This window comes from Paenibacillus sp. USDA918EY (assembly GCF_009870825.1).
GTDB classification, from domain to species: Bacteria; Bacillota; Bacilli; order Paenibacillales; family Paenibacillaceae; genus Paenibacillus_AQ; species Paenibacillus_AQ albilobatus.
On record NZ_WTWY01000001.1, the window covers coordinates 88,884 to 111,572 of the forward strand.

Sequence of the window (22,689 nt, forward strand, 5' to 3'; positions counted from 1 at the left end):
AGGATTTTTAATCAATGGCAAACCGTATTCTTATCGTGGATGATGCAGCATTTATGAGAATGATGATCCGTGATATTTTGTCTAAAAATGGTTTCGAGGTCGTAGGCGAAGCGCAGGATGGAGCGCAGGCGATCGAAAAATTTAAAGAACTTCGTCCGGACCTGATCACAATGGATATCACCATGCCTGAAATGGACGGCATCGCCGCTTTGAAGGAAATCAAGAAGCTGGATCCAAGCGCGAAGGTCATCATGTGCTCGGCCATGGGCCAACAAGCGATGGTTATCGACGCGATCCAGGCCGGCGCCAAGGACTTCATCGTGAAGCCGTTCCAAACGGACCGCGTCATCGAAGCGATCAACAAAACGCTGGGCGTATAAGCTCCATGCTGATCGCAGCTGATATAGATACGCCCCAAAGCCCGGGAAATTATGCGCTGAATCTGATGTACGTCATTTTTGTTTTGGCGGTCATCGTCGTACTTATTATACTTTTGATTCGTTTCCTGGGCAGGAAAAACAAAACGTGGTTTACCAGTCGTGCCGTTCGGACCTTGGGCGCAGTCGGGCTCGGTCCGAACAAATCCCTTCAGATCATCGAAATCGGCAGCAGCCTGTATCTGGTCGGCGTCGGCGAGGATATCCGCCTGGTCGACAAGATTACGGATCCGGAGGAAGTGAAGCTGATCATGGAGGCTTTCGAGCAGGAGGCAAGCGCCCGTCCGGGCGCCATTTCCCCCATGCTGGAAAAGCTGGCCTCCAGAATCCGCAAGCAAGGAACGTTGTCGGAAGACATTACGCTCGAGGATTCGTCCTCGTTTCACGAAGTCTTTGACGAAAAGCTGCGAAAAATGTCAAACCGAAAGGAAAAAATGGAGGAGCTTCTTCGCGAAGACAATACTACAGATCGGTTGAGGGATCCATGAAAAAGAAGGTTTTTCTTGCTTTCATCGTTTTATCGGTTATCAGTTTGCTCGCCTTGACGGCGGCATTCGCCGATCCCATACCGAACATCGATATACAGGTGGGCGATTCAGGGGGGAAACCGAGCACAAGCTCGTTGTCCATCCTTCTCCTGGTTACTGTCATCAGCATCGCGCCGGCGCTGCTGGTGCTGATGACAAGCTTCACCCGGATCGTGGTCGTGCTGGGGTTCGTGCGTACGTCGCTTGGCACGCAGCAAACGCCGCCCAACCAGGTGCTGGTCGGTCTGGCGCTGTTTTTGACGCTGTTTGTGATGACACCAACGTTTTCATCGATCAACGACGTTGCCCTGCAGCCGTATCTGAAAGGCGAAATCACCCAGACGCAGGCGCTGGACAAAGCGGCGGAGCCGATGAAAAAGTTTATGTTCTCGCAAACGAGGGAAAAAGATCTGCTGCTGTTCATGAAATACACCAAGACGGAAAAGCCCAAAACGTACAAGGATATCCCGCTCACCGTCATGGTTCCGGCATTTGCGATCAGCGAGCTGAAAACGGCGTTTCAGATGGGCTTCATGATATTTATTCCTTTTTTGATTATCGATATCGTCGTTTCAAGCACCTTGATGGCGATGGGGATGATGATGCTTCCGCCGGTCATGATATCGCTGCCGTTCAAAATTTTGCTGTTCGTGCTTGTGGACGGATGGTATTTGGTCGTCAAATCGCTGCTGATGAGTTTTAACACATGATGGATGAGAAAGGCGAAGGAGGCCGGCCATGAACTCTGATTTTATTATCGGCCTAGCGGGACAGGCGGTGTATACCGTGCTGAAGGTGAGCGCGCCGATGCTGCTGCTTGGTTTGATCGTCGGCTTGATCGTGAGCATTTTCCAGGCGACGACCCAGATTCAGGAGCAGACCCTCGCGTTCATACCGAAAATCGTTGCGGTGCTGCTGGCGCTCCTGCTGTTCGGGCCGTGGATTTTGACGACGCTCGTGGATTTCACCTACAACATATTAGATAACCTATATAAATATATCGGGTAGGCGGTAGCGATCGATGAATATGCTGCTGGATAGCTTGCCGGTGTTTATGCTTATTTTTTGTCGAATTACCTCCTTTTTTGTTGTCGCGCCCGTGCTGTCCTCAAGAGGAGTCCCTAACATTTTTAAAATCGGCATGTCCTTTTTTCTGTCCGTTCTCGTATTTCTGACGTACGGCGTTCATCATGAGCTGCCGGCCGACCTGACTTACATCCTGCTGATTATCCGCGAGGTTCTTATCGGCTTGGTGCTGGGGTTTGTCGCGTATCTGCTGCTTATGGTCATTCAGACTGCAGGCGCTTTGATCGATATACAGATCGGATTCGGCATCGCCAACGTCATCGATCCGATGACCGGCGCGTCGTCCCCGGTTCTCGGAAACTTCAAATATATGTTTGCCCTGTTGCTGTTTCTTACCATGAACGGGCATCATTATTTGATCGACGGCATCATACGCAGCTACGACTGGGTGCCGTTATCCAACGATTTTTTTATAAAGCTGTACAACGGAAGCATCTCCGATTTTTTGGTCAAAACCTTCGGCCAATCGTTTGTGCTGGCCTTTCAGATGGCGGCGCCGATCGTTACCGCGTTATTCCTGACGGACGTAGGACTTGGTTTCTTGGCCCGTACGGCTCCGCAGTTTAACGTCTTCGTGATCGGGATGCAGCTTAAAGTGATTGTCGGCTTGGTTGTGCTGCTGCTGCTCGTACCCAGCTTTTCGTACTTGTTCGGCGATTTGTTTCACATCATGTTCGAATCGATGCAAAATCTGCTGGGGTTGTTGGGGCATAGGCCGACTTAAGCCGGAATAAAGGAGCAAACTGGAGTGTCCTACAGATATCGGCTCGATTTGCAGTTGTTTGCCGGCGAGAAAACGGAAAAAGCGACGCCGAAAAAACGGCAGGATACCCGCAAAAAGGGTCAGGTCGCCAAAAGCCAGGAGCTTTCCGGCTCCGTGGTGCTGCTGGCCTCCTTTTTAAGCCTGCTGATGTTCGGCGGGTTGATCAAGGAACGGTTGGTGGGACTGTTTAAGGACGTGTTTCTGAACCGTCTGAATTCCGGCGTTTCGATCGGAAACGTGATGAATATGGCGATGGAGTACGTGATCCAAATTTTAATCTTAATGGCGCCGCTGTTTATCACGACGATCGTCTTAGCGCTTGTGGCCAACGTGGCGCAGGTTGGATTCATGCTGACCGGCGAAATGCTTAAGCCGAAATTCAGCAAACTGAATCCGATCAAAGGATTTAAAAACATTTTTTCGGTCAGGTCGCTGGTGGAATGCTTGAAATCCATCTTTAAAGTGACCGTTATCGGGCTGCTGGTCTACCAGACGTTGTCGGGCGCCTTGCCGAAAATCGGCAAGCTGTCGGAGATGAATCTCGAAAAGACCTTTCATTTCGCGGCGAACTTGACGATGAACCTGGGGCTGAAGATCGGCGCCGCCTTGTTTGCGATGGCGATACTGGATTATTTATATCAACGTTATGAATTCGAAAAAAGCATCCGGATGTCCAAGCAGGACATCAAGGACGAATACAAAAAAATGGAGGGCGACCCGCTGGTCAAAGGGAAGATCCGGGAGCGCCAGCGCAGAATGGCGATGCAGCGCATGATGCAGGAAGTGCCCAAAGCGGATGTCGTCATTACGAACCCGACGCACTTCGCCGTCGCCTTGAAATACGAGGGCTCCAAAATGGAAGCTCCGCAAATCATCGCCAAAGGCCAGGATTTCGTGGCACTGCGCATGAAGGAAGTGGCCAAAGAACACGGCGTCATAACTATGGAAAACAAACCTCTCGCCCGGGCCCTGTACCACAGAGCGGAGATCGGGGACTCCATTCCCGCCGATTTGTTTCAGGCCGTGGCTGAAGTTTTGGCATATGTATACAAATTAAAAGGCAAGGTTAAATAACCCCTTGGGATCGGAGGCAGTGAAGCCATTGAAAGCAAAAGAAATTACGGTATTACTAGGTGTCATCGGCATCGTTCTCATGATGATTCTTCCGATCCCGACATGGCTTTTGGACGTTCTGCTCGTCATCAACATCTCGCTTGCTCTGCTCATTTTGCTGGTAGCGATGAACACGAAGGAAGCGCTGCAGTTTTCGATTTTCCCTTCGCTGTTGCTGATTACGACGTTGTTCAGGCTGGCGCTGAACATCTCGACGACGAAGCTGATTTTGTCCAAAGGTTTCGCCGGAACCGTGGTATCCACCTTCGGCAGCTGGATCGCCAATGGGCAAATCGCCGTTGGTTTCATCGTCTTCCTTATTCTTGTCGTCGTACAATTCATCGTAATCACCAAAGGTTCGGAACGGGTTGCGGAAGTAGCCGCACGGTTTACACTCGATGCGATGCCGGGTAAACAGATGAGCATCGACGCCGACTTGAACGCCGGCCTCATCAACGAGCAGCAGGCGCGCGAGCGCCGTCAAAAGGTGGAGCGCGAAGCCGATTACTACGGAGCGATGGACGGTGCGACCAAATTCGTCAAAGGCGATGCGATCGCCAGCATCATCATCCTCATCATCAACCTGGTCGGCGGTTTCATCATCGGGATGTCGATGAACGGAATGAATTTTCAGGACGCTTTATCTACATATTCGGTATTGACTATCGGCGACGGCCTGGTCTCCCAAATTCCGGCACTGCTCATTTCGACGGCATCCGGTCTGATCGTGACGCGTTCCTCTTCGGAGGGCAATCTCGCCAGCGATTTGACGCAGCAGCTGATGTCTTATCCGAAGCTGCTGTACATCGTCGGCGGCACGGTCGCGCTGTTGGGATTTTTTACGCCAATACATATCATAACGACTTTGCCGTTTGCCGCTATTTTGTTATACGCGGCATACCGGATGCAGAAAAACATGGAACGCAAACAGATCGAAGTGGAGCAGCAGGAGGAGGAGCAGCAAATCGAAGAGGTTCGAAGCCCCGAAAGTGTCATCAATTTGCTGCAGGTTGACCCGATCGAATTCGAATTCGGCTACGGCTTGATCCCGCTGGCGGACGTTCAGCAGGGCGGCGACCTGCTGGACCGGATCATCATGATCCGCAGGCAGTGCGCGCTGGAGCTGGGACTCGTCGTTCCCGTCATTCGCATTCGCGACAATATTCAACTAAAACCGAATGAATACGTCATTAAAATTAAAGGGAATAGCGTCGGCGGCGGTGAATTATTACTTAATCACTATTTGGCGATGAGTCCCGGGTATGATGACGAAAGCATATCGGGTATTGAGACGCAGGAACCGGCCTTCGGACTTCCGGCCCTCTGGATCGACGAGGCGACCAAGGAAAGGGCGGAATTGTCCGGATATACCGTGGTGGATCCGCCGTCCGTCGTGGCCACGCATTTGACCGAACTGATCAAGAAACATGCGCATGAGCTGCTCGGGCGCCAGGAAACAAAAATGCTGGTCGACAATTTGCGCGAAAATTATCCGGTGCTTGTCGACGAGCTGATTCCGAACGTGCTGGCGGTCGGGGACGTGCAGAAAGTGCTGGCGAAGCTGCTTCGCGAAAAAATATCCATCCGCGACCTCGTCACCATTTTCGAAACGTTGGCGGATTACGGACAATATACGAAAGATCCGGACGTGCTTACGGAGTACGTAAGGCAATCCCTCTCCAGGCAGATTACCCAGCAGTTTTCCCAGGAAGGGGAAACGATGAAGGTTATTACGGTCGGTCCGACGCTGGAGAAAAAAATCGCGGAAAGCGTGCAGCAGTCGGATCAAGGCAGCTACCTGGCCTTGGATCCGGTATCGACCCAGACGGTATTCCAAAAGCTCAGCGAGCAGGTAAACCGCCTGCTTCAGTCGGGGCAGCAGCCCATTCTCCTGACGTCGCCCACGATCCGCATGTATTTGCGGCAAGTAATCGAACGGACGATGCAGGATATTCCGGTACTATCTTACAGCGAGCTTGAGCCAAATGTTGAAATTCAAAGTGTCGGAGTGGTGAATTTATGAGAGTGAAGCGTTATCTGGTCGATACGATGCCCGAAGCGATGCTCCAGATTCGCAAAGACCTCGGCGCAAACGCCGTGATCCTGAGCACAAAGGAAACGAAAATCGGCGGTTTTCTCGGCATGTTCAAACAAAAGAAAATCGAAGTGGTTGCGGCGGTGGAAGAGGAAACGCAGGAAAAGCCTTCGGCAGTCCGGGCTCCCCAGCCGAAACCCGCCATGGCGGTGCCGAAAAAAGCGGTGCCGCAAGCTTACAAAAAAACGGTTGAGATCACATCGGGCGCAGGGTCGCCTCAGGAGCAGCCGGATTCCGGACGGGAAGCCGTTCCGGTCTTTGCGGAGGCGTTCGCCGCCGCCGCCGCCTCCGCTGAAGCATTGCATACGGCGGCAGCCGCAGCACAAGGAGCATCGGCCGAGGCGGAGGAGGCCGCTCCGCCTCAGATGCCCATGGAGGCGCAGACCGCTGTGCCGACCCGCAAGCAGCCGACCGGAGGCACGGACCTTCCCGCGGGAGAAAAGAGCAGGTCCGTCGCGGAAGACAAGCTGCTTGCGGAACTGCGCGAGATGAAGGCCTGGATGGCGAAAATATCCCGGCAGTCCACTATGCAGCGCACGCTTCCGGACGCGCTGCAAACGGTCCAGGACCAATTGTTCCGGCAGGACATCGATTCCGAATTGATTCAGGAATGGATCGGCGCCGCTTACGAGCATTGGGACGAAAACGGACGCGGGTTAAGCGATGAGGAGCTGGAAACGATGATCCGCGGCCGGATCCAATCGTTTTTGGCGGGCCGTTTCGGCGGGGGAATCGACCCCCGTACCAAAATGGTGTACGTCGCCGGTCCGACAGGCGTCGGCAAAACGACGACGATCGCTAAATTGGCCGCGGAGCAGCTGTTCAAACACCAGCGGAAGGTCGGGTTCATTACGTCCGATACGTACCGGATTTCCGCGGTGGAACAACTGAGGACCTACGCATCGATCTTGAACGTTCCGCTCGAGGTGGTCCAGTCTCCCGGAGACATGCAGCGGGCAATGCAGCGCCTCGATTATTGCGACCTTATTCTGATGGACACGGCCGGACGCAACTATCGCAACGAGCTGCTCGTTTCCGAATTGCAGAGCCTGTTCGCCCCGGTCGAAAACAGCGAAACCTATTTAGTCCTCAGCTTGACGTCCAAAAGCCAGGACATGAAAAAAATCGCGGAGCATTTCAGCAAATACGGTTTGGACAAAGTGATTTTCACCAAATTGGATGAAACGGGAAGTTACGGCCCGATCCTGAACCTGCTTCGCGAGTATCCGCTTCGCCTATCGTACATGACGAACGGCCAGAACGTTCCGGACGATTTGCTTCTGCCCGGAGAAGAAACGCTTCTAGGCCTGCTGCTGGGAGAAGAAGGCATATGACCGATCAGGCGCAAACGCTCAGGGATTTGGTGATGATGCGCGAACGCGAACGCGCTGCCCGGACAAGCGGTCAGACGCCGCCCCGGAGCGCCAGGCTCATTACGGTGACAAGCGGCAAAGGCGGTGTGGGGAAATCCAACTTCACGCTCAACTTCGCACTTGCGCTGCAATCCATGGGGAAGCGGGTGCTGGTGTTCGACGCCGATATCGGAATGGCCAACATCGACGTGCTGATGGGGATTTCGGCCAAATACAATCTGTACCACCTGCTGCGGCGCGAAAAACGGATCGACGAAATCATCGAACGCGGTCCCGGATCCCTGTCGCTGATTGCCGGCGGTTCGGGAATGAGCGATCTGTTTTCCTTGTCGCAAAACGATCTGAACTATTTTATGGAGGAAATCGAAACGGTCGCGGCTCAAATGGATTACATCATTTTTGATACCGGCGCCGGTTTGTCCCAGGAAAACTTCAATTTCATTCAATCGGCGGACGAATGTCTTGTCGTGACGACGCCGGAACCGACGTCGATCACCGATGCCTATGCGCTGATCAAGGTCGTCAGGGCCAGGGAAAGCGGCTCTGTGTTCAAGCTGATCGTCAACCGGGCGGGCGACGAAAAAGAAGCCATGCTGACGGCGGACAAAATCAGGGTAGCCGCGCAGAAATTTTTGAACGTGGATATTCCGCTGCTTGGATACATATCCGATGACCGCCATGTGGTGCAGGCCGTAAAAAAACAAGTTCCTTTTTCCACGGCTTTTCCGAACTGCGCGGCATCGCATGAAATACGGCGTATAGCGCGGCGGTACATGCTAGTCCCGGCTTCCCCGGAACCAGGTGCCTTGACGGGAATCAAAGGATTCATGCAGAAGTGGCTTCGTCGTACAAAATGATTCTTTTGTAGTAAGGAACAGGGGTGGAAATGGCATGGCGCCTTATAAGGTCCTAGTTGTGGATGACTCGGCATTTATGCGTAAAATTTTTTCGGATCTGATCGAAAAGGATCCTTCGTTCCAGGTGGTGGACACGGCCGTAAACGGGCGGGAAGCCGTCGAAAAAGCCCTCGGCTTGAAGCCTGACATCGTCACGATGGATGTGGAAATGCCTGAAATGAACGGCCTCGAGGCTTTAAAGCTGATCATGGCCAAGCATCCGATGCCCGTGATCATGTTGTCGGGGATCAACGAGGAAGGCATGAAAGAAACGATTATGGCGCTTGAATCCGGAGCGTTTGATTTTATCCGCAAACCTTCCTTGACGTATTCGCAGCATATCGATCAGGTAAGGGATGCGCTGCTGGAGCAGCTTAAGGCTGCCATGGCGGCAAGGGAAAGAAGGGCGGCGTTTCAGGCCGAAGAAAAAAAGAGAAAGCGGCAGGCGGGATCGGACCGGCCTTTCGTTTCTCCGGCAACGGCCATTCCCGAACCGAAAAAAAACAAGTATGAGCCCATTAAACGTCCGGAGCTGTTTTCACCCAAACCGGAGGTTCCGCTTGAAAAACCCGAGCGGCGGATGAAAGCGAAAAAAACCAATCCTTCCTTGCCTCCGGCCGTCACGGTCGAGGAAACCGCGGCAGCCCGGGAATATGCTGCGGCGCAAGCCCGGACAGACGAGACGGACAAACAACCGGAGAAGCGCCTTGCGTTTGACGATCTCGTCGCCATCGGATGTTCCACCGGCGGCCCGCGGGCGCTGAAAGCGGTGCTGGAAAAACTTCCGGCCGACCTTCCCGCTCCGGTCGTGATCGTGCAGCATATGCCGCCGAATTTTACCCGGTCGCTTGCCCAGCGGTTAAACTCTTTCAGTCCATTGGAGGTCATGGAGGCCGAGGACGGGATGAAACTGCGGGCAGGCTGCGCGTACGTCGCTCCCGGAGGAAAGCATATGAGGGTGGTCAAGGAAGCGGACGGAGGCCTTGCGTTGTCCTTGTCGGAAGACCAGCCGGTCAACGGCCACAGGCCGTCGGTGGACACGCTTTTTGAATCGCTGCTGCCGCTTGCCTCCTTGCGCCGCCACGCGGTGCTGATGACCGGAATGGGCAGCGATGGGGCGAAAATGATGAAGCGCTTATATGACAGCGGCGTAAAAAGCACCTTCGCCGAAAGCGAAGAGACCTGCGTCGTGTATGGCATGCCGCGTTCGGCGGTGGAGCTCGATTGCGTCAGCCATCTATTGCCCCTTCATCAAATCGCAGCCGGCGTAGTCCGCGCTGTGAGCAACGGAAAGTGAACTTATAAAGGAGGTGTCTCGCAATGGACATGAACCAATACCTATCCATGTTTATTGATGAGTCCAATGATCATCTGCAATCACTGAACGAAAATATGCTGCTTCTCGAAAGCAGCCCGAGTGATCTCTCGATTGTACAAGTGATTTTCCGTTCGGCGCACACCTTGAAAGGGATGGCTGCGACAATGGGATTCGAGGATCTCGCCTCGCTTACCCACCAGATGGAAAACGTGTTGGACTTGGTCCGCAACGAAAAGCTCGCCATGCAGGATTTTATTTTCGATACGTTGTTTAAAGGTTTGGATGCGCTCGAATCGATGGTCCAGGATATTACCGAAGGCGGGGAAGGAAAGGCGGACGTCTCCGCGATCGTGTCCTCGCTGCAGGCGATCGTCAGGGGGGAAAACCCGTCCGCGCCGTCCGGGAATGATTCGCAAGCAGCGGCTGCCGCCAGCTCAAGTACGGCCATTCAGCTGGACGAGTTCCAGTACTCCGTCCTGAAGCAATCGATCGAAAGCGGGCATCATGTACTGTACGTCGACGTCCATATTCGCGAGAGCTGCCAGTTGAAAGCGGTGCGGGCCTATATGGTGTTCGAGCTGCTGGAGCGATCGGGCGAGGTCGTTAAATCCTTCCCGCCGGTTCAGGACATCGAACAGGAAAAGTTTGAACGCAGCTTCTCCCTTTATTACATAACGACAAAAGATCCTGCCGAACTGCAGCGGCAAATCATGAACGTGTCGGAGATCGAAAAAGCCGACGTTACGGAGCTTGACGAGGAAACGTTGAAACAAATGGGCGAAATCGGCGCCGCGTCGCAAGAGGCAGCCGCAGCCGTTGCCGCGCCTGTGGCCGAAGCCAAGGCCGAAGACGCACCGGCGAAACAGGAGCAGGCATCCGAGAAGCAGGCCCCTGCAGCCAAAACGCCGGCAAAAACCGGCGGCGCCGTTCCGACCCGCACCATCCGCGTCGACATCGAGCGGCTGGACGTGCTCATGAACTTATTCAGTGAATTATTGATAGACCGCGTTCGTCTGGAACAGCTTGCCAGCGAGGTTCAGAATCATGCGCTGACCGAGACGGTAGAACACATGACCCGCGTCAGCTCCGACCTTCAGGATATCGTCATGAAACTTCGCATGGTTCCTGTCGACACGGTCTTTAACCGCTTCCCGCGCATGGTTCGCGATTTGGCCAAATCGTTGGACAAAAAAGTCGATCTGATCATTACCGGCGCCGACACGGAGCTGGACCGGACCGTGATCGATGAAATCGGCGATCCGCTGGTGCATTTGCTGCGCAATGCGGTCGACCACGGCGTTGAGTCGGTGGACGAACGGATCCGCGCAGGCAAACCGGAGACGGGCACCGTTAACCTGCGCGCTTTTCACAGCGGCAACCATGTATTTATCGAAATCGAAGAAGACGGACGCGGCATTTACCGCGACAAGGTTTTGAAGACGGCCCTGAAAAAAGGCGTCGTGACGGAGGAGCAGGCCTCGGCCATGTCGGACGAAGAGGTTCATCAGCTTCTGTTCGCCCCGGGCTTCAGCACGGCGGAGAAAATTTCCGACGTTTCCGGACGCGGGGTCGGGCTGGACGTCGTCAAAGCAAAAATCACGTCGCTCGGCGGACAAGTGACCATCTACTCCACGCCCGGCAAAGGAACGAACTTTTCGGTTCAACTCCCGCTGACCCTGTCGATCATCGCGGCGATGCTGGTCAAAATGGGTTCGGAGAAATATGCGATTCCGTTGTCGTCCATCGTGGAGACCGGCATCGTCAAAAAAGGGCAAATCCGCACCGTTCACGGCAACAAAATGGTGGAATTCCGCGGATCGCTCATTCCTTTGATTTCGCTCAGCAGCATTTTTAACATCAAGGATTTCGACGAAAACGAAGAAGCCGAAACGGAAATTATCGTCATCCATAAAGGCGAACGGCTCGCCGCATTGGCCATCGACCAATTTATCGGGCAGAACGAAATCGTCCTGAAGAGCCTCGGCAAATATTTGCCGCAAATCAAGGGCATTTCGGGGGCCACCATCCTTGGCGACGGCCAGGTAGCGCTTATTCTCGATCCGAACGTATTCATCAAGTAATCCCGGCATTCATTAAAGGAGGTTATATTCATGGGAGAAGAAATCAAAGTCATCGTTTTTAAACTGGGCAGCGAAGAATACGGCATCGAAGTGGACAAGGTGCAAACCATCGAGCGCATGCTTCCCATTACCAGAGTTCCGAAAACCTATGCGTTCGTCAGAGGCGTGATCAATCTTCGCGGCGTGGTGATCCCGGTTATCGATCTTCGCGGCCGGTTCGGATTGGAAGAAACCGAATATACCGATCAGACCCGGATCATCATCGTAGCGGTGAATGACATGGAAGTCGGCTTTATCGTCGATTCCGCAAACGACGTCATCGACCTGCACACGGACCGGATCGAAACTCCGCCGGAAGTCGTCGGAGGCATCAAGGCGAAATATTTGGACGGCGTGGCGAAAATCGGCGACGACCGACTGCTCATCATGCTGAATCTGTCCGAAGTGCTCAACAAAAACGAAATTATCCAATTGGAAAGTTTAGAGGAATAGCCCCGTGGAGGTCTTTAAACATTTCAAGGAATTTAAAATGGACGTTCTGCGGGAGGTCGGGAACATCGGCGCCGGCAACGCCGCCACCGCATTGTCCCGCCTTCTGAACAAACCTGTGGACATGGCCGTGCCCAAAGTGCAGCTGCTGCCGTTCGAAGAAATTTCGGAAAAGGTCGGCGGGGCCGAACAGGTCGTCATCGCCGTGTTCCTCCGCGTCGAAGGCGAAGCCCCGGGGAATTTGTTTTTTATCATGAGCCCGGAAGCGGCCAAAAGCCTGCTGAATAGACTGGTGGGCATCCGGCGCGATACGGACGGCATGTTTAATGAATTGGAGCAGTCCGCGCTTTGCGAAATCGGCAACATTTTGGCAGGCTCCTATTTGTCGTCGCTGGCCGACTTCACGAAACTCGGCATGTCCCCCACCGTTCCGGCGCTGGCGATGGATATGGCGGGCGCCATACTCAGCTACGGCTTGCTGCAGTTCGGACAAATGGGCGACGATGCCCTGCTGATCGATACGACGTTTCTTGAAGGCGACCACGAGGTGGAAGGCCAGTTTTTCCTGATTCCCGATCCGGACTCATTCGCCAAGATATTTAAATCCCTGGGAGTACCGATAGACCATGATTGAAGAGCAAAGCGTTGTGAAAGTAGGCATGGCCGACCTGAACGTGGTACAACAATCGGGAATCATCAGGACGGTCGGTCTGGGGTCGTGCATCGGCCTTACGATGTATGATCCCCAGCTCAAAATCGCCGGTATGGCGCATGTGATGCTGCCATCCTCGGACATTGCCCGCGAGGGGCAGCTGAATGTTGCGAAATATGCGGACACGGCGCTACCGGCTCTTTTGGACAAACTGCTGCAGCTGGGCGCTTCCCCTTCCCGCATCGTCGCCAAAATGGCGGGGGGAGCGCAAATGTTCGCTTTTGCCGGCACCGGGGATACGATGCGGATCGGGCCTAGGAACGTGGAGTCCTGCAAAGCCAAGCTGGAAGAGCTTCAAATTCCGCTTATTGCAGAAGACACTGGGGGGAATTACGGCCGTACCATCGAATTGGACGCGGGCACGGGCAAATTGTATATCCGCAGTGTACAAACAGGTGTAAAGGAAATGTAGCCATGAAAGGAAATCTGCGATTTAATCTGGTATTCGGCGTTTTTGGATTTGTTTTGACCCTGCTGTTTTCCTTGACGAACAATCTGTTCATGACGAGCGTAATCCGCGGTCTGGTGTCGTTTGCGATCTGGTTTGCGCTTGCTTTTCTGCTCCGGTGGGCATGGACGGTCGTCAGCACTCCGCCCGCCGAAGCGGAGCTTCACGACGGACAACGGGGGGATCAAGAGACCGGTACCCGTTTGGACTTGACGACTCCCGACGAGAGTGACGAGCTAAATGAGCTGTTGAAGCCGAAATCTGACCTGCCTCTTGAAAAGGATGCTGGTTTTACTCCGCTCAATCCGCCAAAACTGGTCTCGAAGAAGGATCCTGAAGAATTGGCCAAAGCAGTTCGTCACCTGACAGAAAATTAAGGAGGGTGAGGGTAGTGGGCGAGCGAAAAATTTCACATCTGAACCATGCCGGACTTTGGGAAGAGTGGAAAGAAAGAGGGAACCTTGAAGCCAAAAAGAGGTTGATCGAAAACTATCTGCACATCGTGGACTACGTGTCGAGCCGGCTCGCGATCGGACTTCCGAAAAACGTCTCAAAGGACGATTTGGCCAGCAACGGCGTGATGGGCCTGATCGACGCCGTGGACAAGTTCGATTACAAGCGCGGTCTTCAGTTCGAGACGTACGCTTCCTTCCGGGTGCGGGGGGCCATTCTGGATTCGCTCCGCCAGGGCGACTGGGTGCCGCGTTCCGTTCGCGAGAAAGCGAAAAAAATCGAAGATGCCTACCAGCAGCTGGAACAAAAGCATCTTCGGTCGGTAACGGATGCTGAAATGAGCGAATATCTGAACGTTTCGGAAAAGGAATTCCAGCATATGCTTCAGGAAGTGGCGGTCATGTCACTTTGCTCACTTGAGGATCCGATCAGGGAGGAAGAATCCGAAACCCGATTATCCGTCATGGTCGACGACAAAGCCAAAAACCCTGATTACAAGGTTAATGAGTTTTTTTTGAAGGAAGCGCTTGTGAAAGGGTTGGAAAAGCTTACCGAAAAAGAGCGAACTGTTGTATCATTATTATATTACGAGGATTTATCCCTTAGCGAGATTGCCGAAGTGATGTCACTTTCGCCTTCAAGAATTTCTCAACTGCATTCCAAAGCCATTTTGAGGCTGCGCGGAACGCTGGAAAAACACCGGGAATTGCTAATGCAAAACGATTGACCGCTGTAGAAATGGAAGGGAGGAAAAGGATTGACAGCTCAATTAGGGTTGGACAGCTATTTAAACGTCACGTTTTCGGATGACAAAAGCGTCGCTTATATTCAATTCTCGAAACGTGATGAAAGCTTCAAATGCACCGAAGACGAGCTGATGCTATTTTTGCGCAGCCACCAGATTCAGCACGGGATCGAAAAAGGGGTGATCAGCCGGATCGCAAGCCATCCCGAAGAGTACATGTTCAGCCGGACGCCGGTGGCCATAGGGGAACAACCCGTCAGCGGCAAGGACGGATACATCGAATATGCGTTCAAGCTTCGGGACGAGCATGATCACCGCCCCCAGGAGACCGAAGACGGCAAAGTGAATTTCAAGGAGCTGCTGAGCCTGAACAACGTCATCAAAGGGCAGCTGATCGCGAAGAGGATCCCGCCCGAACCCGGCAAACCCGGCACCGCGGTCACCGGTGAGCCGATCCCGTTCAAACCCGGAAAAGAGGCCTATTTCAAGGTAGGAAAAAATGTGGTTCTCGATCCGGAGCAAACGGCCATGTACGCGGCCATCGACGGGCTTGTGACGACGACGGAAAAAGGCAAAATCAACGTGTTCCCGGTTTATGAAGTCAACGGCGACGTGGATTACAGCGTAGGAAACATCGATTTCGTGGGCACGGTCGTGATTCGCGGCAACGTGTTGACGGGCTTCCGGGTGAAAGCCGCGGGGGATATCCGCGTCGTGGGCGGCGTCGAAGGCGCCGAGCTGGAAGCCGAAGGTTCGATCGAAATTACAAGCGGCATCATCGGCTATAACAAAGGCAGCGTGCGGGCAGGGAAAAACGTCAGAAGCTCGTTCATCCAGGACGGAAACGTCGTAGCGGGCGAAGACGTCATCGTATCGCAAAGCATCATGCATTCGAATATCCGCGCGGGCAAAAACATCATCTGCAACGGAACGAAAGGTTTGATCGTCGGAGGCAGCATCCAGGCGGGGGAAAGGGTAACGGCCCGTACGATCGGCAACACCATGTCAACGACGACCTCCATCGAAGTGGGCGTCCAGCCCGAGCTCCGAAACGAACTAACGGAACTTCGCCTTCGCTCGAAACAGTTGATGGAAGCGCTTGACAAAGCGGACAAGGCGTTGAACCTGCTAAACCAGCTGGCATCGACGGGGCAGCTGTCCTCGGACAAAATCGCGCTCCGGCTGAAGCTGAATGCGACTAAAAAATCCACGCAGCGCGAGCAGGACGAGGTCAGGGAGCGAATTTTCGAGATCGAAAAAACGCTGGAGGAAACCGTCAAAGCCCGGGTCGACATTATCAAAAAGATTTATGGCGGCTCCAAAATCGTGATCGGCAGGTACACGAGGTTCATCAAGGATCCGGCGGAAAGGGTGTCCTTTTATTTTCACGAAGGCGACATCACGATGATTCCTTACATTTAATTCAGACATGCGGGGTGTATGACGTCGTAAGTCATTTTTTTTGCAGGCAGGTGAATGTTCGTGAGTATGAAACCGGTAGAGATGCAAATCGCCATTCCCCGTACGACGGAAGCAAGCAAAATACAAAACGATATTCATCATCGAACCTCGCAGGAGCAGCAATTTTTGGCGGGGCAGCAGCTTAAGGAAAGCCGGGAGCTCCGCCAGCGGAGCACGGGGGTCGACGAAACGGCCAATGCCGCGGTGCGGGACGAAGGCAAACAGCAATCTTCGCCGAAGAAGGGTTCTTCCCGCCAGCCGTCCAAGCAGGAGCCGGGAGAACATCAGGATGCGGAGCATCCTTATAAAGGGCGCCGTCTCGATGTGTCTCTCTGAGTCTCGTCATGTTGTCGGCATGTTTAGAAATTCGCATCTATTCGCATCTATTCGTATTTATTCGCATTTAAAGGAGAACAAAAGTTTTGGAACCGTGGATGATTGTCGTTATTTTAGGCGCCGCCGCCATTGTGTACGCCCTCATGCTGCCTAAACGGCAAGTCAACAAAACGGCGGACAAGGAGCAAATGGTCCGGGAAGTGGAAGCGACGCTGGAGCAGTACATGGCGGATATCGAAAGAGAAAACGAAGAGCTGGTCGAGCTGATCGGCCAAATGAAGCAGGACATGACCTCCAGGCAGCTTGCCCAGCAGGAGCAGCTTGCCGAGATGAGGCAGCGGCTGGTTCAGCTTGAGCAGCAGCATACGCAGGCTGAAACGCGCCTTTCCGAGGTAGAACAAGGAAACCGGCTTGCGGCTTCCGCTTCCGCCCTTGGTACGCAGCAGGAAACGGCCGCAGCGGCTCAGGAATCCGGCCAATCGGCGGCTAACGATACCGAAACGGGTCAAGAGGAGGCGAAACAGCCATCCATCCGGGACCGGTATCCGGAGCTGTTCGAGCTTCACGCCCAAGGGAAATCGATGGAAGCCATCGCAAAATTCACGGGGCTGCAAAAGGGAGAAGTGCAGCTGATCCTGCAGCTGGCGAAACGGGAGGGATCGCTGTGATCAAAAATCGTTCCTTTATGATCGGCCTCGGCAGCGGGCTGCTCGCCGGAGCGCTCCTTTTGCAGCTGATGAACGCGGGAGCGGAGCAGCAGGTTTCGTCCCGGCCCCCGGAGGCCGTGAAGCTGACGAAAGACCAGCTGCAGGAACAGGCCGAGGCCTTGGGCCTGCAAATCATCGACGCCGATGACGATCGGATGACCGAAGAGGAATGGAAGCAGCGGATGATCGACAAAAGCGCGAAACCGCAAGGAAGCGGCGTCAAGGCGCCGGCAGCGGGGCAAAAGGCCGAAGCGCCGAAAACGCCCGAAAAACCCGCTGTCCCGGATTCCAAGGCCGCCGGCCAGACCGCGGGGAAAGAAACCGGTTCAGGCGTTAACAAGCCGAAAGCGCCGGAGGCTCCGCCGATCACGGTTAAGATCGCAAGCGGCAGCAACCTGACCGATGTCGCCGACAAGCTGAAAAAATCCGGGGTCATCTCCGACGCAGCCGCTTTCGTGGAAAAAGGGAGAGGGCAAAAAATGAGCACGAAAATCCGCTCCGGAACTTACGAATTTGCTCCAGGCGAAGATTTCACCAGCATCATTGCCAAAATCACGACAAAACCGCCGCGCTGACGCGAACGCAGCCGTTGCGGTTTTTTGGTGCGTCCCGGCAGGCGTTGAAGGGGATAGATAACCCGTCGGGATTATAGCGGCCGCCCGGGTTTGCGACTTGCGAAAATGGTCGTTTTGGAAGGCGTTCCGGGCGGCGGCGAAAATCCCGTGAATAGGCGTTGCATCGGGCATTCACTTATGGTATATTAATTGACGGTGTTAAAACACACGCTGTCGGATTTCGTAAAGGGTGCTTTCCTGATGGAAAGTCTTGACGGGAAATGAAAACAGCGGAGGACACAAAAAAACCAAATTTAGGAGGTGTGTGAAGATGGCAGTTATTTCCATGAAACAGCTTCTTGAAGCTGGCGTTCACTTCGGTCACCAAACTCGTCGTTGGAACCCGAAAATGGATAAATATATCTTCACCGAAAGAAACGGTATTTACATTATCGACCTGCAAAAAACAGTGAAAAAGGTCGAGGAAGCTTTTAACTTCGTTAAGAGCGTAGCTGAAGAGAACGGAACGATCCTGTTCGTCGGCACGAAAAAACAAGCTCAAGACTCCGTGAAAGAAGAAGCTGAACGTTGCGGCATGTACTACATCAACCAACGTTGGCTCGGCGGAACTTTGACCAACTTCGAAACGATCCAAAAACGTATCAACCGTTTGAAAGAACTCGAGAAGTGGGAAGAAGACGGCACATTCTCCGTTCTGCCTAAAAAAGAAGTCATCATTCTCCGCAAAGAGAAAGATCGTCTTGAAAAATTCCTGGGCGGGATCAAAAACATGAAGGGTCTTCCTAGCGCCCTGTTCATCATCGATCCTCGCAAAGAGCGCATTGCGGTTGCCGAAGCTCGCAAATTGGGTATCCCAATCGTGGGCATCGTCGACACGAACTGCGATCCGGACGAAATCGACTACGTTATCCCTGGTAACGACGACGCGATTCGTGCCGTTAAACTGTTGACCGGCAAAATGGCCGACGCTGTGGTGGAAGCTCATCAAGGCGAAGAAACCACTGCCTAAGATCAGCAGGCAAGCTATAGACATGAATTAAATGAAAAGGGTGGTTGGTAGGTGCATAACCTCTCACTGCCCTTTTTTTAAGATATAAGGGAGAAGGCTTCGGAGAATACTCTCCTTATATCGCCAAAAATCAATGAATTAACTTTTGGAGGGAAAATCCTATGGCAGTAAGTGCTAGTGCGGTAAAAGAGCTTCGTGAAAAAACAGGCGCAGGTATGCTGGATTGCAAAAAAGCGCTGGAAGAAGCAAACGGTGACATCACGAAAGCGGTCGAACTTCTTCGCGAAAAAGGTCTCGCTGCGGCAGCAAACAAAGCCGGACGCGTAGCGACCGAAGGTGTTGTCGAATCTTACATCCACGGCGGCGGCCGCATCGGCGTCCTCGTCGAAATCAACTGCGAAACCGACTTCGTGGGCAAAACGGATCAATTCAAAGAGTTTGCGCGCGACATCGCAATGCACATCGCCGCTTCCAGCCCTCGCTACGTAGCGCGTGAAGAGGTGCCTGCGGAAGAAATCGAAAAAGAAAAAGAAATTTTGAAGGCTCAAGCTTTGAACGAAGGCAAGCCTGAAAAAATCGTTGAAAAAATGGTTGAAGGCCGCATCGGCAAATACTTCGAAGAGTTCTGCTTGCTGGAGCAGCCGTTCATTAAAGATCCGGACAAAACCGTCGCTACGTTGCTGAAAGAAAAAATCAGCACGATCGGCGAAAACATCTCGATCCGCCGCTTCGTTCGTTACGAACTGGGCGAAGGCATGGAGAAAAAAGTGGATAACTTCGTTGAAGAAGTTATGGCGCAAGTTAAAAACTAAGCGGGAAGCATGCGCGTTTTATGCGCCCTCGGATGAATATGGGATGATGAAGAGCGGAACACGCCAGTGTTCCCTCTTTTTTCAGAGATCAGTAAAATAACAGCTTTGCGTGGAATGCCGCCTGATCTCGTAAGAAAAACATCCGCTGCAAGGCCGCTACAGCCGGCATCGGAAGTTTTTCTTTTGAGTATGAGCATGACATCAGTTCTGGTAGCTCCGCCCCGCGGAGCGGGAAGCAAAGACGTTTTCTAAACGGGCACCAGACAGGTGCTGTCTTAAAGTGGAGGGTAAACATTTTGAAAGAGCCAATTTTTAAACGAGTTGTCTTGAAAGTCAGCGGGGAATCCCTCGCGGGCCAAAACGGATACGGCATCGATGCGGCGACGATCGCATCCATCGCTGAACAAGTGAAGGAAGTTGTGGAGCTGGGCGTTCAAGTCGCGATCGTTTGCGGCGGCGGGAACATCTGGCGCGGAATCGCCGGAAGCTCCAGCGGCATCGACCGCGCGACGGCGGACTATATGGGCATGCTGGCCACGGTGATGAACTCGCTGGCGCTGCAGGACGCATTGGAGCAGATCGACGTACCGACGCGCGTGCAAACCTCGATTGCGATGCAGCAAATCGCCGAGCCATACATCCGTCGCAGAGCGATCCGCCACCTGGAAAAAGGGCGCGTCGTCATTTTTGCCGCAGGAACAGGCAACCCGTTCTTCTCGACGGATACAACGGCCGCGCTGCGTGCAGCCGAAATTGAAGCCGAAGTCATCCTGATGGCCAAAAACAAAGTGGATGGCGTATATTCCGCCGATCCTTTCAAAGACAGCACGGCAGAAAAGTATGAGCAGCTGACGTATCTGGACGTACTGAACAAAAACCTGGGCGTGATGGATTCCACGGCATCTTCCCTCTGCATGGATAACAACATTCCGCTTATCGTATTTGCGATTACCGAGCAAGGAAACATTAAACGGGTCGTTCAAGGCGAAAAAATCGGAACGATCGTTAAAGGGAGTGTAGATTAATGCCTCAAACAGTGAAAAAGAACGCGGAAGAGCGCATGGAAAAGGCGATCTCCGCTTTGAAAAGAGATTTGGCAACTTTGCGCGCGGGCCGCGCTACCCCAGCCCTTTTGGATCGGGTACAGGTCGAATATTACGGTGCGATGACTCCGCTGAACCAGTTGGCCAACATCAACACGCCGGATTCCCGGACGCTGATGATCCAGCCTTGGGATAAATCCTCGTTGTCGGACATCGAAAAAGCCATTTTGAAATCCGATCTCGGATTGACGCCTGCGAATGACGGAAACACCATCCGCCTTGTCATTCCGCCGCTGACCGAAGAACGCCGCATGGAACTGGTGAAAATGACCAAGAAATTCGGCGAGGAAGCCAAAGTGGCCATCCGCAACATCCGCCGCGATGCGAATGACGACATTAAAAAAATGGAAAAAACCGATATATCTGAAGATGAATCCCGTCGCCATCAGGACGACATTCAGAAAACGACGGATAGATTCATCGCGGAAGTCGACAAAGTGCTCGCAGCCAAAGAAAAAGAGATCATGGAAGTATAAGAGACTTGCGGCCCCTCCTTTTATGGTGGGGTTTATGTCTTTTTTGCAGAAACCCGCATGGAGGAACTAGAATGATCAAACGAGTTCGATCGTGGTGGAAACGGGAAGAGAAAATAGAGCCGCCGGAGCGATCAATAGACAATGTTCCTGAGCATGTCGCCATCATTATGGACGGTAACGGACGCTGGGCGAAACGCCAAGGGCTTCCGCGCATCATCGGGCATCAGAACGGAATGAAAGCCGTCAAGCGGACGACGATTGCAGCGGATAAGCTGGGAATCAAATATTTGACGCTGTATGCCTTTTCGACGGAAAATTGGAAACGTCCGAAGGACGAGGTCGATTTTTTGATGCGTCTGCCGCAGGAATTTCTCGCCATCGAATTGGATGAGCTGGTAGAGAAAAACGTACAGGTTCGGATGATGGGCGATCGGGAAGGGCTGCCTTCCCATACGGTCAAAGCCATGGAAGAAGCCGTCCGCCGTACCGAAACCAATGACGGATTGGTCCTGAATTTTGCCCTCAACTACGGCAGCAGGAAGGAAATTACCGACTGCATGCGCGAATTGGGGCGGAAAATCGAAGCGGGCGCGCTGAACCCGGAAGACATTACGCCTGAAATGCTGGATCGCCATATGCTTTCCGGCGGGCTCCCCGATCCGGATTTAATCATACGTACCAGCGGAGAGATGCGGGTCAGCAACTTTATGCTCTGGCAGATGGCATATAGCGAAATGTGGTTCACCGATATCTATTGGCCTGATTTCAATGAACATTATTTATACGAAGCGGTTGCCGAATATTCGCGCAGAACGCGGAGATACGGCGGCTTGACTTAAGCCATATGGAGGATGGATTATCGTTGAAACAACGACTGATTACCGGTATCATTGCTGGAGTTGTTTTTTTGGGATTATGCCTGCTTGGAAGGCTGCCGTACCATCTGATCGTGCTGGCGATGGCGCTGATCGGCTATTACGAATTCGTGCGCATGACGAAGGTTTCTCCTTTTAGCGGTACGGCATGGCTGGGATATTTGGGCGTGCTTATGTTCGTGTTTCCATGGAAGCTGCTGGGCATCGCTTTTCCGCTGACATGGGATCATGCCATCTGGCTGCTGATGTTCCTGTTCATGCTGGTAACGGTTGTGACGAAAAATAAAATCGGAATACAGCAGGCGGCCATGCTGTTTTTGGGCGCGGTTTACATCGGGGTCGGCTTTGCCTATATCGCCGGTACCCGGAATGCGCCGGACGGGCACGGGCTGTTCTGGACGTTCCTTTTGCTCGTGTCGATTTGGTCCAGCGATGCGGGAGCTTATTTTGTAGGAAAATGGATCGGCAAAAACAAGCTGTGGCCCGCCATCAGCCCGAACAAAACCATCGAAGGCGCCCTGGGGGGCGTCGTTATTGCAATGGTGGCCGCCGTCGTGTTTTCCCTCCTGTCCGGAGGGATCCTGCCGTTCGGACGGGCCCTTGCGATCGGATTGGCCTGCGCCGTGGCGGGACAGCTCGGGGATTTGATCCAATCCGCCTATAAGCGCGTATACGGCATCAAGGATTCCGGCACGCTGCTGCCGGGGCACGGAGGCATTTTGGACCGCTGCGACAGCTGGATCATCGTCTTTCCGTTCGTACATATCGTGATGCTGATGCCTTATTAAAACGAGAGAAG

26 protein-coding genes are annotated in these 22,689 nt (G+C 53.3%); all 26 read left to right on the forward strand.

Annotated elements, in window-relative coordinates:
* The first annotated feature begins 14 nt into the window (after positions 1-14).
* The 26 genes from GQY55_RS00525 (at position 15) to GQY55_RS00650 (ending at position 22,678) form a co-directional block, all read left to right on the forward strand.
* The gene (locus GQY55_RS00525; protein WP_127607528.1) at positions 15-380 is read left to right on the forward strand and encodes a response regulator; all 366 of its coding nucleotides are present in this window, start codon (positions 15-17) and stop codon (positions 378-380) included.
* A gap of 5 nt (positions 381-385) precedes the next feature.
* Positions 386-925 (forward strand): flagellar biosynthetic protein FliO, encoded by a 540-nt coding sequence (locus GQY55_RS00530; protein ID WP_160037387.1) that lies wholly within the window; start codon positions 386-388, stop codon positions 923-925.
* The gene (gene fliP, locus GQY55_RS00535; protein WP_160037388.1) at positions 922-1,674 is read left to right on the forward strand and encodes a flagellar type III secretion system pore protein FliP; all 753 of its coding nucleotides are present in this window, start codon (positions 922-924) and stop codon (positions 1,672-1,674) included. Before GQY55_RS00530 ends, fliP begins: the two co-directional genes overlap by 4 nt.
* Positions 1,675-1,702: 28 nt before the next feature.
* Positions 1,703-1,972 carry a flagellar biosynthesis protein FliQ gene (fliQ, locus tag GQY55_RS00540; protein ID WP_160037389.1) on the forward strand — a complete coding sequence of 90 codons (270 nt, stop codon included), beginning with the start codon at positions 1,703-1,705 and terminating at the stop codon, positions 1,970-1,972.
* Between the two features lie 13 nt (positions 1,973-1,985).
* Complete coding sequence (gene fliR, locus GQY55_RS00545) at positions 1,986-2,774, forward strand: flagellar biosynthetic protein FliR (RefSeq protein ID WP_160037390.1); 789 nt, start codon at positions 1,986-1,988, stop codon at positions 2,772-2,774.
* Positions 2,775-2,798: 24 nt separating this feature from the next.
* Positions 2,799-3,887 (forward strand): flagellar biosynthesis protein FlhB, encoded by a 1,089-nt coding sequence (flhB, locus tag GQY55_RS00550; protein ID WP_160037391.1) that lies wholly within the window; start codon positions 2,799-2,801, stop codon positions 3,885-3,887.
* 28 nt (positions 3,888-3,915) lie between these two features.
* A complete protein-coding gene (gene flhA, locus GQY55_RS00555; RefSeq protein ID WP_160037392.1) occupies positions 3,916-5,949 on the forward strand; it encodes a flagellar biosynthesis protein FlhA in 2,034 nt (677 codons plus the stop codon).
* Complete coding sequence (flhF, locus tag GQY55_RS00560) at positions 5,946-7,355, forward strand: flagellar biosynthesis protein FlhF (protein ID WP_160037393.1); 1,410 nt, start codon at positions 5,946-5,948, stop codon at positions 7,353-7,355. Before flhA ends, flhF begins: the two co-directional genes overlap by 4 nt.
* A complete protein-coding gene (locus GQY55_RS00565; RefSeq protein WP_160037394.1) occupies positions 7,352-8,251 on the forward strand; it encodes a MinD/ParA family protein in 900 nt (299 codons plus the stop codon). The genes flhF and GQY55_RS00565 overlap by 4 nt, the downstream gene beginning before the upstream one ends.
* 34 nt (positions 8,252-8,285) lie before the next feature.
* Entirely contained in the window at positions 8,286-9,587 is a 1,302-nt protein-coding gene (locus GQY55_RS00570; protein WP_160037395.1) for a protein-glutamate methylesterase/protein-glutamine glutaminase, read from the forward strand.
* A 23-nt stretch (positions 9,588-9,610) separates the two neighbouring features.
* Positions 9,611-11,689 (forward strand): chemotaxis protein CheA, encoded by a 2,079-nt coding sequence (locus tag GQY55_RS00575; protein ID WP_160037396.1) that lies wholly within the window; start codon positions 9,611-9,613, stop codon positions 11,687-11,689.
* Positions 11,690-11,719: 30 nt separating this feature from the next.
* Positions 11,720-12,181 carry a chemotaxis protein CheW gene (locus GQY55_RS00580; RefSeq protein ID WP_160037397.1) on the forward strand — a complete coding sequence of 154 codons (462 nt, stop codon included), beginning with the start codon at positions 11,720-11,722 and terminating at the stop codon, positions 12,179-12,181.
* A gap of 37 nt (positions 12,182-12,218) precedes the next feature.
* Entirely contained in the window at positions 12,219-12,812 is a 594-nt protein-coding gene (locus GQY55_RS00585; protein ID WP_373309166.1) for a chemotaxis protein CheC, read from the forward strand.
* On the forward strand, positions 12,805-13,302 hold the full coding sequence (locus GQY55_RS00590; RefSeq protein WP_160037399.1) for a chemotaxis protein CheD: 498 nt from the start codon (positions 12,805-12,807) through the stop codon (positions 13,300-13,302). The genes GQY55_RS00585 and GQY55_RS00590 overlap by 8 nt, the downstream gene beginning before the upstream one ends.
* 2 nt (positions 13,303-13,304) lie before the next feature.
* Positions 13,305-13,715 (forward strand): hypothetical protein, encoded by a 411-nt coding sequence (locus GQY55_RS00595; protein ID WP_160037400.1) that lies wholly within the window; start codon positions 13,305-13,307, stop codon positions 13,713-13,715.
* Positions 13,716-13,729: 14 nt separating this feature from the next.
* Positions 13,730-14,518, forward strand: a complete 789-nt coding sequence (locus GQY55_RS00600; RefSeq protein WP_160037401.1) for a FliA/WhiG family RNA polymerase sigma factor — start codon at positions 13,730-13,732, stop codon at positions 14,516-14,518.
* A gap of 30 nt (positions 14,519-14,548) precedes the next feature.
* Positions 14,549-15,958 (forward strand): DUF342 domain-containing protein, encoded by a 1,410-nt coding sequence (locus tag GQY55_RS00605; protein ID WP_160037402.1) that lies wholly within the window; start codon positions 14,549-14,551, stop codon positions 15,956-15,958.
* 66 nt (positions 15,959-16,024) lie between these two features.
* Positions 16,025-16,333: a hypothetical protein gene (locus tag GQY55_RS00610; protein WP_236575396.1), complete on the forward strand. Its 309-nt coding sequence runs from the start codon at positions 16,025-16,027 to the stop codon at positions 16,331-16,333.
* An 86-nt stretch (positions 16,334-16,419) separates the two neighbouring features.
* Positions 16,420-17,001, forward strand: a complete 582-nt coding sequence (locus GQY55_RS00615) for a hypothetical protein (protein ID WP_236575321.1) — start codon at positions 16,420-16,422, stop codon at positions 16,999-17,001.
* On the forward strand, positions 16,998-17,615 hold the full coding sequence (locus GQY55_RS00620; protein WP_160037404.1) for an endolytic transglycosylase MltG: 618 nt from the start codon (positions 16,998-17,000) through the stop codon (positions 17,613-17,615). The genes GQY55_RS00615 and GQY55_RS00620 overlap by 4 nt, the downstream gene beginning before the upstream one ends.
* Before the next feature lie 310 nt (positions 17,616-17,925).
* A complete protein-coding gene (rpsB, locus tag GQY55_RS00625; RefSeq protein WP_160037405.1) occupies positions 17,926-18,624 on the forward strand; it encodes a 30S ribosomal protein S2 in 699 nt (232 codons plus the stop codon).
* 161 nt (positions 18,625-18,785) lie between these two features.
* Positions 18,786-19,436: a translation elongation factor Ts gene (tsf, locus tag GQY55_RS00630; protein ID WP_036706956.1), complete on the forward strand. Its 651-nt coding sequence runs from the start codon at positions 18,786-18,788 to the stop codon at positions 19,434-19,436.
* A gap of 296 nt (positions 19,437-19,732) precedes the next feature.
* On the forward strand, positions 19,733-20,461 hold the full coding sequence (gene pyrH / locus GQY55_RS00635; protein ID WP_036706960.1) for a UMP kinase: 729 nt from the start codon (positions 19,733-19,735) through the stop codon (positions 20,459-20,461).
* A complete protein-coding gene (gene frr / locus GQY55_RS00640) occupies positions 20,461-21,015 on the forward strand; it encodes a ribosome recycling factor (RefSeq protein WP_160037406.1) in 555 nt (184 codons plus the stop codon). Before pyrH ends, frr begins: the two co-directional genes overlap by 1 nt.
* Before the next feature lie 71 nt (positions 21,016-21,086).
* Entirely contained in the window at positions 21,087-21,854 is a 768-nt protein-coding gene (locus GQY55_RS00645; RefSeq protein WP_160037407.1) for an isoprenyl transferase, read from the forward strand.
* Positions 21,855-21,877: 23 nt separating this feature from the next.
* The gene (locus GQY55_RS00650) at positions 21,878-22,678 is read left to right on the forward strand and encodes a phosphatidate cytidylyltransferase (RefSeq protein WP_160037408.1); all 801 of its coding nucleotides are present in this window, start codon (positions 21,878-21,880) and stop codon (positions 22,676-22,678) included.
* Positions 22,679-22,689 lie beyond the last annotated feature (11 nt).